The sequence below is a fragment of the Neobacillus sp. 114 genome, assembly GCF_030127045.1.
Classification (GTDB): domain Bacteria; phylum Bacillota; class Bacilli; order Bacillales; family Cytobacillaceae; genus Neobacillus; species Neobacillus rhizophilus.
Genome location: NZ_CP126144.1, coordinates 4800114 through 4816473 on the forward strand (window position 1 = coordinate 4800114; position 16360 = coordinate 4816473).

General features: G+C 41.2%; 11 protein-coding genes and 3 pseudogenes. 1 reads left to right on the forward strand and 13 read right to left on the reverse strand.

Annotated features, from left to right (window positions below):
- Window positions 1–2 precede the first annotated feature (2 nt).
- The 10 genes and pseudogenes from QNN06_RS23520 to QNN06_RS23565 all read right to left on the reverse strand — a co-directional run bounded on the left by QNN06_RS23520 (window position 3) and on the right by QNN06_RS23565 (window position 11572).
- Complete coding sequence (locus QNN06_RS23520) at window positions 3–1379, reverse strand: sensor histidine kinase (protein ID WP_213120205.1); 1377 nt, start codon at window positions 1377–1379, stop codon at window positions 3–5.
- Window positions 1355–2065 (reverse strand): response regulator transcription factor, encoded by a 711-nt coding sequence (locus QNN06_RS23525; RefSeq protein ID WP_284036027.1) that lies wholly within the window; start codon window positions 2063–2065, stop codon window positions 1355–1357. Before QNN06_RS23525 ends, QNN06_RS23520 begins: the two co-directional genes overlap by 25 nt.
- A 100-nt stretch (window positions 2066–2165) precedes the next feature.
- A complete protein-coding gene (locus tag QNN06_RS23530) occupies window positions 2166–4580 on the reverse strand; it encodes a heavy metal translocating P-type ATPase (RefSeq protein ID WP_213120203.1) in 2415 nt (804 codons plus the stop codon).
- Between the two features lie 33 nt (window positions 4581–4613).
- The gene (copZ, locus tag QNN06_RS23535) at window positions 4614–4820 is read right to left on the reverse strand and encodes a copper chaperone CopZ (protein ID WP_213120202.1); all 207 of its coding nucleotides are present in this window, start codon (window positions 4818–4820) and stop codon (window positions 4614–4616) included.
- An 882-nt stretch (window positions 4821–5702) separates the two neighbouring features.
- A complete protein-coding gene (locus QNN06_RS23540) occupies window positions 5703–6155 on the reverse strand; it encodes a C40 family peptidase (protein ID WP_249366889.1) in 453 nt (150 codons plus the stop codon).
- Window positions 6156–6325: 170 nt separating this feature from the next.
- A pseudogene (locus QNN06_RS23545) lies at window positions 6326–7444 on the reverse strand (vitamin B12-dependent ribonucleotide reductase); the annotation flags it as partial.
- Between the two features lie 59 nt (window positions 7445–7503).
- Entirely contained in the window at window positions 7504–8448 is a 945-nt protein-coding gene (locus QNN06_RS23550; RefSeq protein WP_284036028.1) for a restriction endonuclease, read from the reverse strand.
- 202 nt (window positions 8449–8650) lie between these two features.
- A pseudogene (locus QNN06_RS23555) lies at window positions 8651–9298 on the reverse strand (vitamin B12-dependent ribonucleotide reductase); the annotation flags it as partial.
- A gap of 327 nt (window positions 9299–9625) precedes the next feature.
- Window positions 9626–10417: pseudogene (locus QNN06_RS23560) on the reverse strand (ribonucleotide reductase N-terminal alpha domain-containing protein); the annotation flags it as partial.
- A 318-nt stretch (window positions 10418–10735) separates the two neighbouring features.
- Window positions 10736–11572: a lipoate--protein ligase family protein gene (locus tag QNN06_RS23565; protein WP_213120198.1), complete on the reverse strand. Its 837-nt coding sequence runs from the start codon at window positions 11570–11572 to the stop codon at window positions 10736–10738.
- A gap of 180 nt (window positions 11573–11752) precedes the next feature.
- Here QNN06_RS23565 and QNN06_RS23570 point away from each other — a divergent pair, with 180 nt between their 5' ends.
- Window positions 11753–12136, forward strand: a complete 384-nt coding sequence (locus QNN06_RS23570; protein ID WP_213120197.1) for a rhodanese-like domain-containing protein — start codon at window positions 11753–11755, stop codon at window positions 12134–12136.
- Between the two features lie 210 nt (window positions 12137–12346).
- Here QNN06_RS23570 and gcvPB read toward each other — a convergent pair whose 3' ends face one another.
- The 3 genes from gcvPB to gcvT are packed head-to-tail and all read right to left on the reverse strand — an operon-like array spanning window position 12347 to window position 16271.
- Window positions 12347–13807 (reverse strand): aminomethyl-transferring glycine dehydrogenase subunit GcvPB, encoded by a 1461-nt coding sequence (gene gcvPB, locus QNN06_RS23575; RefSeq protein ID WP_213120196.1) that lies wholly within the window; start codon window positions 13805–13807, stop codon window positions 12347–12349.
- Window positions 13800–15146, reverse strand: a complete 1347-nt coding sequence (gene gcvPA / locus QNN06_RS23580) for an aminomethyl-transferring glycine dehydrogenase subunit GcvPA (protein ID WP_213120195.1) — start codon at window positions 15144–15146, stop codon at window positions 13800–13802. Before gcvPA ends, gcvPB begins: the two co-directional genes overlap by 8 nt.
- An 18-nt stretch (window positions 15147–15164) precedes the next feature.
- Window positions 15165–16271 (reverse strand): glycine cleavage system aminomethyltransferase GcvT, encoded by a 1107-nt coding sequence (gcvT, locus tag QNN06_RS23585; protein ID WP_213120194.1) that lies wholly within the window; start codon window positions 16269–16271, stop codon window positions 15165–15167.
- Window positions 16272–16360: the final 89 nt, after the last annotated feature.

Below are 16360 nucleotides of genomic sequence, written 5' to 3' on the forward strand. Positions count from 1 at the left end.
GCTTAAGGCTTTTTTATTTTCGGAAAACAGATGGTAAATTTACTACCTATTCCTTCTTCACTCTCTGCTTCGATGGAGGCATCGTGCAGTTGTAAGATGTTTTTAACAATGGTCAGGCCAATTCCATTTCCCTCAATTTCCTGCCTGCTTTTATCTCCCCTGTACAATCTTTCGAAAATAAAAGGGAGATCCTCTTTGTTAATACCAATGCCGGTATCAACTACTTCCACAATAATATCATCATTCTTTTCATATAATTGGACAAGAATCCTGCCGCCTGCAGTTGTGAATTTAATAGCATTTGCCAGCAGGTTAACAAATACCTGCTTGATTTTATCTTTGTCTCCAGTAATTGAAAACTTTTTATCCGGTTGAATGACGAAATCGATTTTAAGTTTTTTCTTTTCAGAAGGTGCATGAAAATCATGACAAAGCTCCAGAAGCAATTGATCAAGTTCGATGATTTCATAACTCAGCTTGGTGCTTTCAGACTCAAATTCCTTTAAGACATTTAAGTTGTTAATCAGCCTGCCAAACCTGATTACCTCCTCATTTAGATAATGAAGCTTTTCTTGCGTAACTGGATATACCCCGTCAATCATGGCCTCTAGATTGTTTTGCAGGACATTTAACGGTGTCCTTATTTCATGTGAAATATCGGAGATTAATCTCTGTCTGAGCATATCCTGAAACTGTAATTTACCAGCCAATATGTTTACACTTTTTCGCAAGTCCTCTAGCTCATGAATGTTGCTTTTCACAACGGATTTACTGTTAAAATTCCCCTTGGACAAGTCAACAGAAAGCTTGGCCACTTCCTTAATAGGACTCGAAAATTGCTTCGAAAAATAGAGGCTTAAACCAGTAATGATAATGAGGGTCAACAGTCCGCTGGCAATTATGCTTTTATTAATGGACGATTTAAAGTTTTGATCTTCCTCCGTTAAGAGAACAGAAGAATACTGACCGATATCCACATAGCCTACTACTTTATCTCCCTCTTTAAGCTTAAATGTCTTTGTCGTATAAACTCCTTTTTGCTGGACTGGCATTGTCCCCATGTTTAACTGTTTTTTGATTTCCTTCGGGTCCATTCCCCAAATCGTTTGCTCATGCTGGTCCCTTAACGTAATGCAATAATTGCCCATATAGGCCTCATGCATGAGTTCAATTCCGGTGTTTTCTGTTAATCTGCCATCTTTTTTATAGGCATCTTCAAAGTAGGCTATAATTCTTTCGTACCTTTTGTTTTGAATGTCCATCATGTATTGATTAAATTTATTGGTAACAGTAAGATTTACAGTCAATGTCACAAGCAGGATAGAGGCAATGGTGCAAGCAGTAAAAAATAAACTTAATCTGCGGCTAATGGAATGCATTTTTGCTCACCGCCAAATTTATAGCCTGCTTTCAGGACTGTGATAATATATTTTGGGTTTCTCGTATCCATTTCAATTTTCTTGCGGATATTTTTGATATGGACATCAATAGTCCGATCAAAGCCATCAAAATTTTCACCATATACCTTCCGAATTAGCTGCTCTCTTGATAACACCTTGCCTTTACTAGCCGCTAATGCCCAGAGGATATCAAATTCAATCGGTGTGAACGGGATTTCTTCTCCCCTCACGGTAACCAGCCTTTTTTCAAAATGAATGGATAAGTTCCCATCATCAAAAATCATACAGACTGATGAGTTTGTGCCGTTTAATCTGCGGAAAAGGGCATTGACTCTTGCTGTCAATTCCCGTGGACTGAAGGGTTTAACTAGATATTCATCGGCACCCATATTTAAACCTTCGACACGGTCATTTAAAGAGCCTTTTGCTGTCAGCATAAAAATATGGACATTTGATGTTTCCCTCATCCTTTTGCAAACGTCCTCGCCGGCCATATCGGGGAGCATCAGATCGAGAATAACAAGGTTTATATTCGCTGATTTAAAGATTTCCAATCCTTTTGAGCCATTGCCAGCCCAGTAGACTTTGTAGCCGTTCTTCTCTAAATAGGCTTTGATTACATCTGATACGCTTCGTTCATCCTCAATCAATAAGATTTGGTTCATTTGGAATCACCTGATTGCTTTTTTGATAAGTAAAGTATACTTGCTGACAATGGTGAAAACGCAGGAAAAGGCTGACAATTCTGTGTCAGCCTTTTAAAAATTATAGTTTAACTTTTTGTAATCTAAGTGCGTTAAAGACCACAGACACCGAACTGAATGCCATTGCTGCCCCAGCTAGCCAAGGAGCTAGGAACCCAAGGGCTGCAATCGGAATGCCCAAGGAATTGTAGGCCATCGCCCAGAATAAGTTCTGCTTTATATTTGTGATTGTTTTTTTGCTCATGAAAATTGCATCTGCAATGCTGTTTAAGTCGCCGCGAATGAGCGTGATATCAGCCGCTTCCATGGCGACATCGGTGCCTGTCCCGATGGCCATTCCTATATCTGCCACGGCGAGAGCAGGTGCATCATTAATGCCGTCCCCGACCATTGCCACTTTCTTGCCTTCCGCTTGTAGCTTTTTAATTTCTGCTGCTTTTCCTTCAGGCAAAACCTCTGCGATGATGGTTTCAATTCCTGCTTGGCCAGCTATGGCCTTTGCTGTCTGCTGATTATCACCAGTAATCATGATAACCTCAAGACCCATCTTTTTGAGGCGGCTGACGGCCGTTTTGGAGGTTCCTTTAATCGTATCCGCAACCGCTACAACTCCAGCATACTGTCCGTCGATAGCCGTTATCATCGCTGTTTTCCCGGCTCTTTCCAGCTCCTCCATTTGTAAAAGTGCTGAATCTATTTCCACATTAAAGTTCGTCATTAACTTTCTAGTACCAATTAATAATTGCTTTCCATCCACTGCGGCCTTTATTCCGAAGCCCGGGATGGCTTCGAATTCGGCTGGCTCTTTTAGTTGAAGCCCCTTTTCCCTAATACCTTGCACGATAGCTTGTGCAAGCGGATGTTCTGATTGCTTTTCAGCAGAACCAACCAAGGTTAAAAATTCTTCCTCAGTGATGGAATTGGTATGGGAGAAATCTGTTAACACTGGTGTCCCATTTGTGACTGTGCCTGTTTTATCCAAAACTACTGTTGTGATACGGTGAGTTATTTCCAGGTGTTCGCCGCCTTTAAAGAGGATTCCATATTCAGCCGAACGGCCTGAACCAGCCATGATAGAAGTAGGTGTCGCCAAGCCTAAAGCACACGGACAGGCGATAACTAAAACGGCAATCATTTTTTCTAAGCTTTCAGCGAAATTACCGGGTTCTACCCACAAATACCAGATAATAAAGGTTATCACAGCAATGGTCACGACAACTGGAACAAATACTCCAGATATTTTGTCGGCAAGCCTTTGAATCGGGGCTTTGGAGCCCTGGGCCTCTTCAACCACTTTAATAATTTGTGCTAAAGCGGTATCACGGCCAACCTTTATTGCTTCAACTTTTAGGAAGCCGTTTTTGTTCAGCGTAGCCCCTATGACTTCATCGCCAATTTTTTTATCAACCGGAACACTTTCACCGGTCAGCATTGACTCATCGATTGCGGATTGCCCTTCTATGACTTTACCGTCAACAGGAATTTTTTCACCCGGCTTAATGTAAAGAATATCCCCTAGAATAACTTCTTCTATCGGGATTTCCATTTCGCGGCCATCGCGGTTTACAGTAGCCGTTTTGGCTTGGAGCCCCATCAATTTTTTGATTGCCTCTGAGGATCGTCCCTTTGCCCTTGCTTCAAAAAGCTTTCCTAATATGATTAATGTGATTAGAACAGCACTGGTTTCATAGTAAAGTTCTACCATATGTGAACCTTTGGTAAGCGACAATATAGATAAATATAAACTGTAAAAATAAGCTGCCGATGTTCCCAATGCAACAAGTACATCCATATTGGCACTTTTATTTTTTAAGGCTTTATAGGCACCGATGTAAAACTGTCCGCCGATTAGGAACTGAACCGGTGTGGCGAGAAGCAGTTGAAACCATGGATTCATGAACATATCCGGTACCCAAATAAAAGATGTAAACGAAAAATGCCCTGCCATTGCCCATAAAAGCGGAAAAGACAAAATTGCCGAAAAGATAAATTTTTTCGATTGCTTTTCGATTTCCTTTTGGCGATGGTCCACTTGATCTTTTGTTTCTTGTTTGAGTCTTGCCCCGTAGCCAAGAGTTCCAACTTTTTTTATGATGTCTGCAGTTGTCAGGGCGGAACCGTTGTATTCTACCGTTGCTTTTTCAAGTGCCAGGTTAACGTTTGCCTTTATGATGCCATCTAGCTTATTTAAGCCTTTTTCAATCCGGGCCGAGCAGGCTGCACAAGTCATCCCTGTGATATCAAATTCCACTTTTTCGGTTACGACTTCATAACCTAAATCCTTAATCTTCTGTTCGATTTCTTCCAGTTTTATCTGGGAAGGATCGTACTTAATTGCCGATTTTTCTAATGCAAGATTGACAGTTGCTGTTTCAACTCCGGTTAGTTTTTTCAGACCCTTTTCAATTCTGGCCGCACAGGCTGCACAGGTCATACCGGAAATTTGCAGGCTTGTTTCTTTGATAGTTTGACTCATAGTAAGTCAACTCCTCATATAGTGAGTTGAAATTTAAACTATATCATATCCTTGATCATCAATTGTTTCTTTGATTTGATCAAGGCTGACGGTTTGCGGGTTGAACTCGACATCAACCGTTGCTGCGTCTAGATTCACCTTAACGGCAGTGACTCCATCCAGGGTCCCAACGCTTCCTTCAACCGCCTTTACACAATGTCCGCAAGACATTCCTTTTACGTTTAATGTTACTTTTTCCATGCTAATCATCCTTTCAAAAATGTATTTGTTATTTTTGATTTCTAATTTTATGTTACTATACCCCCCTACCCTATGTAAAGTGTTTTGCCTGGGTTTCACAAAATGTCCACAAATGCTGATGTAGTTTTGTTTATGTTTTTAATCTAGCAAAACAATATAAAGACCGTATGTAGTTTTTTATGTGTCATGAAACGGTCAAATTTAATATGCCCCCTATTGTTTTGAAGGGGCACCGGTTCGGGCAAAAAACTGGGGATATTTTTACTGATGGGGTCTTTTGAAGTGATACCTTTGAGCAAAATAACTGCTCTATTTTTTACCGTTGCTCCTCTTGATGCGGTTCCTCGGGCAAAATAACCGCTCTATTTTTACCGTTGGGCTTCTTGAAACGGTTCCTCCGGCAATATAACTGCTCTATTTTTACCGTTGGGCTTCTTGAAACGGCTCCTCGGGCAATATAACTGTTCTATTTTTACCATTGGGCATCTTGAAACGGTTCCTCGGGTAATATAACTGTTCTATTTTTACCGTTGGGCTTCTTGAAACGGTTCCTCGGGCAAAATAACTGTTCTATTTTTACCGTTGGGCTTCTTGAAACGGTTCCTCGGGCAATATAACTGCTCTATTTTTACCGTTGGGCTTCTTGAAACGGTTCCTCGGGTAATATAACTGCTCTATTTTTACCGTTGGGCTTCTTGAAACGGTTCCTCGGGTAATATAACTGTTCTATTTTTACCGTTGGGCTTCTTGAAACGGTTCCTCGGGCAAAATAACTGTTCTATTTTTACCGTTGAGCATTTTGTCTTAACGTTATTTCGTGCAAGTATTATTAAATATAATAAAAAAGAACACCGACGCTTAGCCGAGATGTTCTGAATCATTTTATATACGCTTAGCGCCAATGTATTTTGGCTTCCAATAGGTATTGCTTGTGTAAGTGATCATAACCCCTTTAGAAGATGATGCCATAATCATTTTGCCTGCTCCAATATACATAGCCACGTGGGTTGGTCTGCTTGCTTTTGTTGGGGCGAAGAACATTAAATCGCCGGGCTGAAGACTGCCGACACGATACCCTCGATTATTGAACATATCAGCGGCTGTTCGTGGCAGCCAGATTCCAGCTTTACTGTAAGAGTATTTTACAAGACCAGAGCAGTCAAAACCACTTGGGGATATGCCTCCCCATCTATATGGAACACCAAGATTTGCCTTTGCTACGGAAATTGCTTTTGTATGATAATATGCTGCTTCTGCTTTATCACCCAGGGTGGCTAACAAAGACGTTGTTAAGGCTGCTGTCATAGCAAGTGCTGGGATGATTTTCTTTAACATTTTGTTATTCCCCCTTGAGTGATTTGATATCTACACTATACAAGGGATGCATAACAGATGGGTCACAAGGAAATTACAATCCAACCACAAAATTATATTGACATAATTTTTATGAATGAATATAAAAAATAAGAGAATGGAGTATATCTCCATCCTCTCTCAAAATCATTTTATAGTCCACACTTTAATTGTGCGCCACAGTTAGTACATGTATTACAGCCGCCGATTTCTTTAACTTTTCCTTTGCGGCATACTGGGCATGTGTTGCCGACTTCAGAACCAATCGTTACATCCGTTGAACGAAGGTCAGTGATGGTTTCGACTAAGACTACATGCTGCTTATCTTCTTTTTCAAAGATAGATAATTGTTCATTTGTGTTTTCTTCAGCTTTCAATGTTAAAACCTGAGAATCGCGTGAACCGTCTACATAGACAGTACCGCCTTTTGCACCGCCGCGGTATAAACGCTCGTATACCTTTTCAACCTGCTCAACGCTGTATCCTTTTGGTGCATTAACTGTTTTACTGATGGAACTGTCAATCCAGCGCTGGATGACACATTGGACATCTGCGTGTGCTTCAGGAGCAAGATTCATCGCAGTGACAAACCAGTTTGGCAGGTTACTTGAATCTGCTTCTGGGTTACGGTCTAAATACTCTTGAACGATGTCTGCTTTTACTTCGATAAATTTACCAAGGCGTCCGCTGCGGAAATATGAGAATGAGAAATAAGGTTCTAATCCCGTTGAAACGCCAACCATGGTACCAGTGGAACCCGTTGGAGCAACAGTTAGCAAATGAGAATTCCTTATTCCGTTTTCCACAATAGATTCACGGATTTCTTCAGGCATTTTCTTCATAAATCCGGTATTGATGAATGCTTGGCGTAAGCGGTTTGTTTCCTCAAGTGTTTCACCAGTTAAGAATGGGAAGCTTCCCTTTTCTTTCGCCAATTCAACGGATTCTTTGTAGGCTGTAGTTGCAATTGTTTCGAAAACTTGATCGACCAGCTTATTTCCTTCAGGTGAACCGTACTCAGTCTCGCAGTAGATAAGCAGGTCGTGCAGACCCATTACCCCAAGACCGACGCGGCGTTCACCGAGTGCTTGCTTTTTGTTTTCTTCCAAGAAGTATGGAGTAGCATTGATGACGTTGTCCTGCATGCGGACGCCGACTGCTACTGTATTTTTTAACTTTTCAAAGTCAACTGTTTTAGTTTCCTTATCTGCCATTTCTGCAAGGTTTACTGCAGCAAGGTTACAGACGGAAAATGGTGCGAGTGGTTGTTCCAATTTGTTATCCCATTGGCTTTTTATCCAATAGTTCTTACAGTTTTATTCCTGTAAGTTCAGCATACCTTTTCATTACACACTTGTTTCATGTATTTAATCAATTCTTTTCTTCCACGATCTTCTCCAAAAACTGCTTTTGAAATGACTCTGAAATCTTTCACCCCGAAATGTTTTTGGATGTCATCTAGTAATGGCTTAATAGTGGTTTTTATTTTATTTAATGGAGTTTCAAGTACAATTTCTCTGTTTTCCTTTGACCATTGAATAATATAATCTTTAATAGCTTCATGAATCTTTAATCTATTGCCCACATAAATATCTGTTGCTTTTTTTATTGCAACTTTACCAGCACATGATTGACTACAAAATTTTTGAGGGGAAGTTACTATTACAATAAATTTTTGCCCACATACCTCACAAAATCTAGTTTGTCTTTCCTTCTTTAATTTACCTTTTTGTGCCAAACCAGATTTTCTTAATCCCTCAATCATTCTTTGCTTTGTAGTACCCTCAGTAGCCCATAACTTTTTAGTGTGTTCACCGATCCTCTTTTTGGAATTTTTATTGTGCTTAAGATTATAATGCCCGTTAAGTTCACCAAAAGCAGCCTTATTTATAGTAGTTTCACTCGAATTTATCCATTCGCTAATGGTTGATGTTAAAGAAAATGGCAACCCTTTATAAATCTTAAGCAATTCCTCATAAGAAACAAGTTCACATTTTATGTGGTATTTTTCTTCAATGGTTTTTAGGTCTCTTCTTGCATTCTTTTTTACTTCTGTATTTCTTGCCTTAATTTCCACTATTTTTACAAGCCTATTATCTTTATCGTAAAAGAAAAAGTCGGGCTTATACAACTTATAACCCAGATCAAATACTTGATCCTCATAGCTCCATTGAATCGAATAAAAATCAAGGTATTTTGCAAACGCGTATTCATACGAACTTCTTAAATAATATCCTTTGTAAAAGCCCGCATACCCTCTATTCACCTTAATCACCTAAATTCATCCATTCAAAATGTACTGACTAGGATTTGTGTGTAATGTTGCGGCCTCGTGGATGGATTATATTCTGCAAGTGCAGGTTCACCATCTATGCGTTGCCCCTGACTAGATTTTTACATCTAGCCTTCGGTTCGGATTAGCATCTCAGCCTTCCCGCTTTATTCCGCAATTTTTAACGTGAGGCAAACTAAGCTACTTTACCACACGGATTCGTTGCTACTACCTGCTGACCATATGCTTTAGCATTCGTCATGTCATTGGCATTATCGATGAAGAATATTCCCGGTTCAGCAGAGTACGTTGCGCAAATGTTAACTAAGTTCCAAAGTTCTTTTGCCTTAATTTTTTTGTAGACTCGAACTTTGTGACCAAGTCTTTCCCACTCACGAACGTCTCCAACTTCATGCCATTTTTCATTATAGATTTTCATTTCCTCTTGGTCGTAGTTTTCTACGTAAGGGAAACGAAGTTCATATTCACCATCATTTTCAACAGCTTCCATAAATTCTTTCGTTAAGCAAACAGAGATGTTTGCTCCAGTGAGGAACTCTGGATTATGAACTGAATAAGTACCGCCAGTTGCTAGTTTTTCCTCAGCATCTGCAATAATTGATTCACTGAAGCCACCATAACCAGGAATGTTCTTATAATTTACAATTCCTTGGTACATCGCTTCTTCTTGAAGGGTGAATGGTTTAAACTTCAGTTTTTCTTTAGCAAGTTTTTTGATTGTTTCATCAGATGTATTTTCAATTAAAAATCTTAGAATTCTCGGATTTTGCATTTTAGAAATAATGAATTCAATGATGTCTGGATGCCAGTCCGCCAGCATAATCATCTGCGCCATTATGTTGCGTTGATTCGTTACATCAACTCTCTAGGTCACCCCAGAGTTCAGACCATCTCTTGCATTCTCAGAATGCCCTCGCGCTTCGGAATCACTTGATCCCTACTCTACTCACTTCCACTTATTAGTGTGCTTTCGATGGTCGTTGAACCTTCTCCATATTCTATTCAAGAACGTAGGAGCTCGGCTGCTGATTGTCTTTATCCACCGTTGTTTTCAAGCATTCACGTTCACCGTTTCCGGTCACGTTGTAGCCAACAGGTTATTAAAGAGTTCCCAGCAATTCACGAGGTTTATTTATAGACGAGGCACTTATGCTGATTTACCACGTCTTGATCCACCCTGCTCAACAAGGTGAGTCAACTTCGCAATATCATCCAACCAAGAAACCGAACCAGACGATTTGCCATTTACACCTCTTGCCAAGGTGTTTCTTGGCCGTAATGTCGAACCATTAGTTCCAACACCGCCGCCGCGGCTCATGATTTCCATTACCTGCTTGCGGTGGTCAGAGATTCCTTCACGAGAATCCGCTACGAACGGCATTACATAGCAGTTGAAATAAGTTACCTCAGTACCAGAGCCTGCACCATAAAGAACACGGCCGGCCGGAATGAAGTTCAAGTTCACTAGCTCTTGATAAAACTTTTCTGTCCATTCGATGCGCTTCTCTTCCGTCTCTTCTACAGCAGCAATACCAGTCGCAACACGTTTAGCAATCTGCTCATAGAAAAGCTCTAACGGCTTCTCAATGACATCCAGCGAACTATAAATAACTCCAGTTTCTGTTGCTTCACCATCGAGGACGCCTCTAAATTCCTCTTCAACCAAAACCTTAGCTTTCTTCTTCTCCCAATCGATTTCCTGAATGTATCCTAAGCCGCGTGCCGGGAATTTTGGATCTTCTTTAATCGTAAGAACAACAAAGTCGCCATTTGTGAGGGTAATTTTTTCAGTGTCTTTGAAGGTGTAGCGGTCGAGCATGACCAAACGCGAAACACCCTTGTGAGTTATTTTCATATCTGGGGTGACCGGGTGCACCTGTGGAAAAAGGCGGATATCCTCATTCAACCTCCCAAAATCAATATTCAATTCTTGTCTAAAAACTACAGACATGAATACAACTCCTTTATCTATATATTCTCTATCTTGTGTAGGAATCTAGTAAGCTTTTGCTTATCTAGTTGTTTTAATAAATTTAAGTTACCATATTAAAACAGGAAAAATCAATATATAGTACCGAAAATATTTTCGACACCCCTATATATTGTATGTCATGCAAAAAACAATTATTTTGTCAAACTTTAAAATAAATAGATTCTCGAGAAAATAAAAGATATAGTGCAATTTTCGCTATAAAACGAGAAATTTTAACAATTTTCGCCGGTTGCCTCCAATGAAATAGGAAAAAAGCGGCAAAGCCGCTTTAGCAAGTCATCTCTTAAAATTCCACTCATCATTTTCATACCGTTCTTTGGCGAGCTTATTAACATAGGCAAGCTCTTCATCTGTCAACTGATAGGATTCAAGCTCAATATTTAAACCTTCTGCAAATCCTTTATAAAAAGCTTCCTTAGCCTCATCGAGAGCAATCCTTCGCGGACTGATCGCATTAATGGCAACAGCCTTATCCTTGAAAGCTTTTTTCATCCGCTCCTTCACCCGGTCATTCGGGTATTTGAATAAGCTAAAAAGCTTGTCTTCATCCAGGTCCAAAAGGATCGATCCATGCTGGAGAATGACACCCTTCTGCCGTGTTTGCGCACTTCCTGCGACCTTGCGCCCTTCCACCACCAACTCATACCAGCTGGGGGCATCAAAGCAAACCGCGGACCTAGGATTTTTTAAGGCATCCCGTTCCTCAACTGTTTTCGGAACAGCAAAATATGCTTCTAGTCCCAGTTGATGAAATCCTTTTAAAATCCCTTCAGAAATAACACGATAAGCCTCAGTAACTGTTTTTGGCATTGCTGGGTGCTCCTCTGAAACAATGACGCTGTATGTCAGTTCATGCTCATGGAGAACCCCTCTGCCTCCAGTTGGTCTTCTTACAAATCCAAGCCCGTGTGTTTTTACTGCTTCCATATCAATTTCTTTTTCAACCTTTTGAAAGTACCCAACGGACAGCGTCGGCGGGTTCCAGCCGTAAAATCGGATCACCGGTGGAATCTTCCCCTCGCTGTGCCAATCTAACAAAGCTTCATCCAATGCCATATTAAAAGCAGGAGAACTATTGCCAGAATCGATAAACCACCATATTTCTTTTTCCATAGAAAAACCTCGTTTATTTATAATTTCCTTTCTTAGTCTATCAAAATGAGGGGGAATTTCAAAATGAGATGTTTTTGGTATAATTTTTTAAGAAGATTTTTGTCCATTCTTCTTTATCTTTAAGAAAATGACTTATATAATAAATACTAGTGCAACAAGCTTGAAGGGGGCAAATAGAAGTTGAATTCACTTTATGTTTTATTAATCATTGTCGTAGCGGTTATCATCTACTCTGTTTTTACTTTTTTTTATCAAAAAAGGATTGTAAAAACAGTAACAGAAGAGGAATTCCGTACAGGATACAGAAAGGCACAGCTGATTGATGTTCGTGAACCAAATGAATTTGAAGGCGGACATATTTTAGGAGCACGAAATATTCCAATGTCACAAATTAGAATGCGCATGAAAGAAATTAGACCGGACATGCCTGTTTATTTATATTGCCAAAGTGGCATGCGCAGTGCTCGTGCAGCTCAATTTTTACACAAAAAAGGCTACAAGGATCTAACCCAACTTCAAGGCGGGTTCAAAAAGTGGTCTGGTAAAGTGAAAGCCAAAAAATAATCGTAATTAATGGGCTCCAGAACTTTTCTGGGGCCTTTTATATTGATTTTTATTAAAAAATGGGCCACCAATACGTTCTATTGGCGTATTTGACAAGTCTATTGGCGAATTCTCCACGTCTATTGGCGAATCTCCCCAATCTATTGGCAACTTTAATAAAAAGCCCTAACAAAAACAAGCTCTGGAGCAATCCAGAGCCTGTTTATCTTTTTATGCATTCTGATATCGTAAAACTGGCTTACGCGCAGCTGTAGTTTCATCTAAGCGGCCTACCACGGTTGTGTGCGGAGCCTCCTGGACTATTTCCGGATTTTCCTCCGCTTCCTTGGCGATTTGGATCATGATGTCGATAAAGGAATCTAACGTTTCCTTAGATTCTGTTTCTGTCGGCTCAATCATGATACATTCTTCCACATTTAATGGGAAGTAAATGGTTGGCGGATGGAAGCCGAAATCAAGCAGTCGCTTCGCAATATCCAATGTACGGACGCCCAATTTCTTCTGGCGCCTTCCGCTTAATACAAACTCATGCTTACAATGTCTGTCAAACGGCAGATCATAATACTCCGCCAATCTTCTCATCATATAGTTAGCATTTAAAACAGCATATTCAGTCACTGCTTTTAAGCCGTCTGGTCCCATAGACCGAATATAGGTATATGCGCGGACGTTAATGCCAAAGTTTCCGTAGTATGGCTTAACGCGGCCAATTGATTGCGGACGATCATAATCCAGGACATACTCGTCGCCTCGTTTGGCAATAACCGGTCTTGGCAGGAACGGAATTAAATCTGCCTTCACACCGACAGGACCGGAACCTGGACCGCCGCCTCCGTGCGGGCCAGTAAACGTTTTATGAAGATTCAAGTGGACTACGTCAAAGCCCATATCACCCGGGCGGGCTTTTGATAGAACTGCGTTTAGGTTTGCCCCGTCGTAATAAACCTTACCGCCAGCTTCATGGACGATTTCAGCAATTTCGACAATGTTTTCTTCAAAAAGGCCAAGCGTATTTGGGTTAGTCAGCATTAATGCTGCTGTATCCTCCCCCACCACTCTTCTTAAGTCTTCTAAGTCTACAAGACCATCTTCATTCGACTTTACTGTAACCGTCTCAAGACCTGCTACTGTAGCAGAAGCTGGGTTTGTACCATGAGCGGAATCAGGTACGATAACCTTAGTCCGTTTTAGGTCGCCATTTGCTTCATGGTATGCGCGAATCATCATCAATCCGGTCCATTCTCCGTGGGCACCTGCTGCCGGCTGTAAGGTCACTTCATCCATTCCGGTAATTTCTTTTAAATGCTGCTGAAGGTCATATAAAAGCTCAAGCGCACCTTGAACGGAACTTTCATCCTGGAGCGGGTGAATATGCGCAAACCCGTTGTAGCGGGCTACATTCTCATTAATCTTAGGATTGTATTTCATCGTACAAGAACCTAATGGATAAAAACCGGAGTCTACACCGTGATTCCGTCTGGAGAGGGACGTATAATGGCGCATGATATCCAGTTCAGAAACCTCAGGGAGCAGCGGCTCCTCTTCCCTTAAATATCCTTCTGGAAGGAGCGCAGCAACATCTGCTTCAGGAACATCCATTTCCGGAAGGCTGTATCCGACCCGGCCTGGTGTACTAACTTCAAAAATCAGCTTCTGGTCTTGATTATGCATGCAAATCCCCCAATTCTTTCACTAATGTATCGATCTCTTCCTTCGTTCTTTGCTCTGTCACGCAAATGAGCATATGGCCCGCAAGCACAGGATAGTCACGGCCCAAATCATAACCGCCTATGATTCCTTTTTGGAGCAGCTGCTGATTAACCTCTTTTACCGGTTTATTTAAATTGACAACAAACTCGTTAAAGGAGTGACCATCATTAACCACTTCAAACCCTGCTACTTTAAAGGCAATTTTTGCATAATTAGCCTTTTGTAAATTGGCTGCTGCTATTTCGCGGACACCTTTTTTTCCAAGGGCAGTCATCGCAACAGATGCAGCAAGGGCATTCAATGCTTGGTTTGAGCAAATATTAGAAGTCGCCTTATCACGGCGGATATGCTGCTCACGTGCCTGCAGTGTTAAAACAAAACCGCGGCGGCCTTGGTCATCTGTTGTCTGGCCGACAAGACGTCCGGGAACTTTACGCATTAGCTTGGTCGTAACCGCAAAATAGCCACAGTGCGGACCTCCAAAGGCAGTCGGGATTCCAAACGGCTGGGCATCGCCGACAACAATATCTGCACCAAATTTTCCTGGAGGTGTCAAAATTCCAAGTGATAATGGATTGCTTGAAACAACAAACATTGCTTTATTTTCGTGAATAATCTCTTCAAGCTCTTTTAAAGGTTCAATTCGGCCTAAAAAGTTTGGATATTGAACGACAACTGCGGCTACGTCAGCATTTACCAATCCTTTTAGGGCTTCAATATCAGTAATTCCATCCTTCACAGGAACCTCAATCACATCAAGGTATTGACCCTTTGCGTAAGTTTCCAGAACCTCACGGGATTCAGGGTGAACAGCACTGGAAACCAGGATGGTTTTCCGTTTAGTGTGACCAGCACTTAGCATTGCTGCTTCAGCAAGTGCAGTACCACCGTCATACATCGAGGAGTTGGCCACATCCATTCCTGTTAATTCACAAATCATTGTTTGGAATTCAAAAATCGCCTGCAGTTCCCCTTGGGAGATCTCCGGTTGGTAAGGTGTATAGGCTGTGTAGAACTCCGATCTTGAGATGACATGGTCAACGATAACCGGCATATAGTGGTCATAAACTCCGGCACCTAAGAAAGACACATTCGATTTTAAATCAGCATTCCGGCTTGCTAACTGAAAAAGTTCCTTCATCAAAGCTGTTTCAGATTTTGCCGGTTTAATATTGTATTCACCTTTAAATCGGACCTTTTCAGGAATATCACTGAATAGTTCATCGACAGTGGAAACTCCAATTGTCTCCAGCATTGCCTGCTTATCTTGTTCAGTCATGGGTAAATAGCGATGTTTCATAAACCTTGCTCCCTTCTGCTATTTCTTTTCTCTTTTATAAAAAGGTGTAGGAACCACTTTCGCTTTTAAACGTTTGCCGCGAATTTCAACTTCCACTTCGGTATCAAGTCCTGCATGTTCGGAAGAAATGAGGGCAAGACCGATGTTTTTCTTTAAGGTTGGGGACTGTGTACCGGTGGTAACTTCACCAATTAGCGCTTCCCCTTTGTAAACTGGATAGCCGTGGCGCGGAATTCCCCGGTCAACCATCTCGATCCCAACAAGCTTCCGGGACAAACCCGCTTCCTTTTGTTTCAATAGAGCTTCTTTTCCAATAAAATCAGCCTCTTTATTCAATTTCACCGCAAAGCCAATTCCTGCCTCAAGCGGGGAAATTTCCGGTGATAATTCCTGGCCGTAAAGCGCTAAGTTTGCTTCAAAACGAAGTGTGTCGCGCGCACCTAGGCCGCAAGGAATAACTCCCTCGTCTTTTCCGGCTTCCAGAATGGCTGTCCAGATTTCGACGACATCACCAGCATCACAATATACTTCAAAGCCGTCTTCCCCTGTATAACCAGTTCTAGATACAAGTGCTTTTTTCCCATTTAAAACAACTTCCTGCTGGAATTTAAAAAAGCCGATTTGGCTTAAATCCGTCTGTGGAGCTAGCTTCTGTAATACCTTTTCTGCAAGAGGGCCTTGAAGCGCAAGCTGTGCCATTGTTTCAGACAGGTTTTCGATTGTTACATTTCCTTCAAGGTGCTTCTCCAGCCAGTTGTAGTCCTTTTCAATATTCGATGCGTTGACAACTAGCAAATAATGATTGTCTTCAACCTTGTAAACAAGCAGGTCGTCAATAGTTCCGCCGTTTTCATAGCACATCGCGGTATATTGCGCCCCGCCGTCTTTCACTTTTGAAATGTCATTTGTCATCAATTTTTGTAAATAATTGAGGCTGTCTGGGCCCTTTACCTCAACTTCGCCCATATGGGACACATCGAATAAACCGGCTTTCGTGCGGACAGCTTCATGCTCATCCTTGATGCTTGAAAACTGGACAGGCAACTCCCAGCCGCCAAAATCGATGGTTTTTCCCCCGTATTCCTTGTAAACTTCAAACAGCGGAGTGCGTTTTAATTCCGTCATCATAAATCCCCCTTCATTTACTACATGTTCATTATTTGTAAAAATGAATTATTGCCAATTAACAAAAATAGGAAAACTCCTTGTCGTTT

Coding starts and splice junctions, on each gene's coding strand:
- QNN06_RS23520 (WP_213120205.1), bottom strand. CDS start 1,379: ATGCATTCCATTAGCCGCAGATTAAGTTTATTTTTTACTGCTTGCACC.
- QNN06_RS23525 (WP_284036027.1), bottom strand. CDS start 2,065: ATGAACCAAATCTTATTGATTGAGGATGAACGAAGCGTATCAGATGTA.
- QNN06_RS23530 (WP_213120203.1), bottom strand. CDS start 4,580: ATGAGTCAAACTATCAAAGAAACAAGCCTGCAAATTTCCGGTATGACC.
- copZ (WP_213120202.1), bottom strand. CDS start 4,820: ATGGAAAAAGTAACATTAAACGTAAAAGGAATGTCTTGCGGACATTGT.
- QNN06_RS23540 (WP_249366889.1), bottom strand. CDS start 6,155: ATGTTAAAGAAAATCATCCCAGCACTTGCTATGACAGCAGCCTTAACA.
- QNN06_RS23565 (WP_213120198.1), bottom strand. CDS start 11,572: ATGGAAAAAGAAATATGGTGGTTTATCGATTCTGGCAATAGTTCTCCT.
- gcvPB (WP_213120196.1), bottom strand. CDS start 13,807: ATGCATAATCAAGACCAGAAGCTGATTTTTGAAGTTAGTACACCAGGC.
- gcvPA (WP_213120195.1), bottom strand. CDS start 15,146: ATGAAACATCGCTATTTACCCATGACTGAACAAGATAAGCAGGCAATG.
- gcvT (WP_213120194.1), bottom strand. CDS start 16,271: ATGACGGAATTAAAACGCACTCCGCTGTTTGAAGTTTACAAGGAATAC.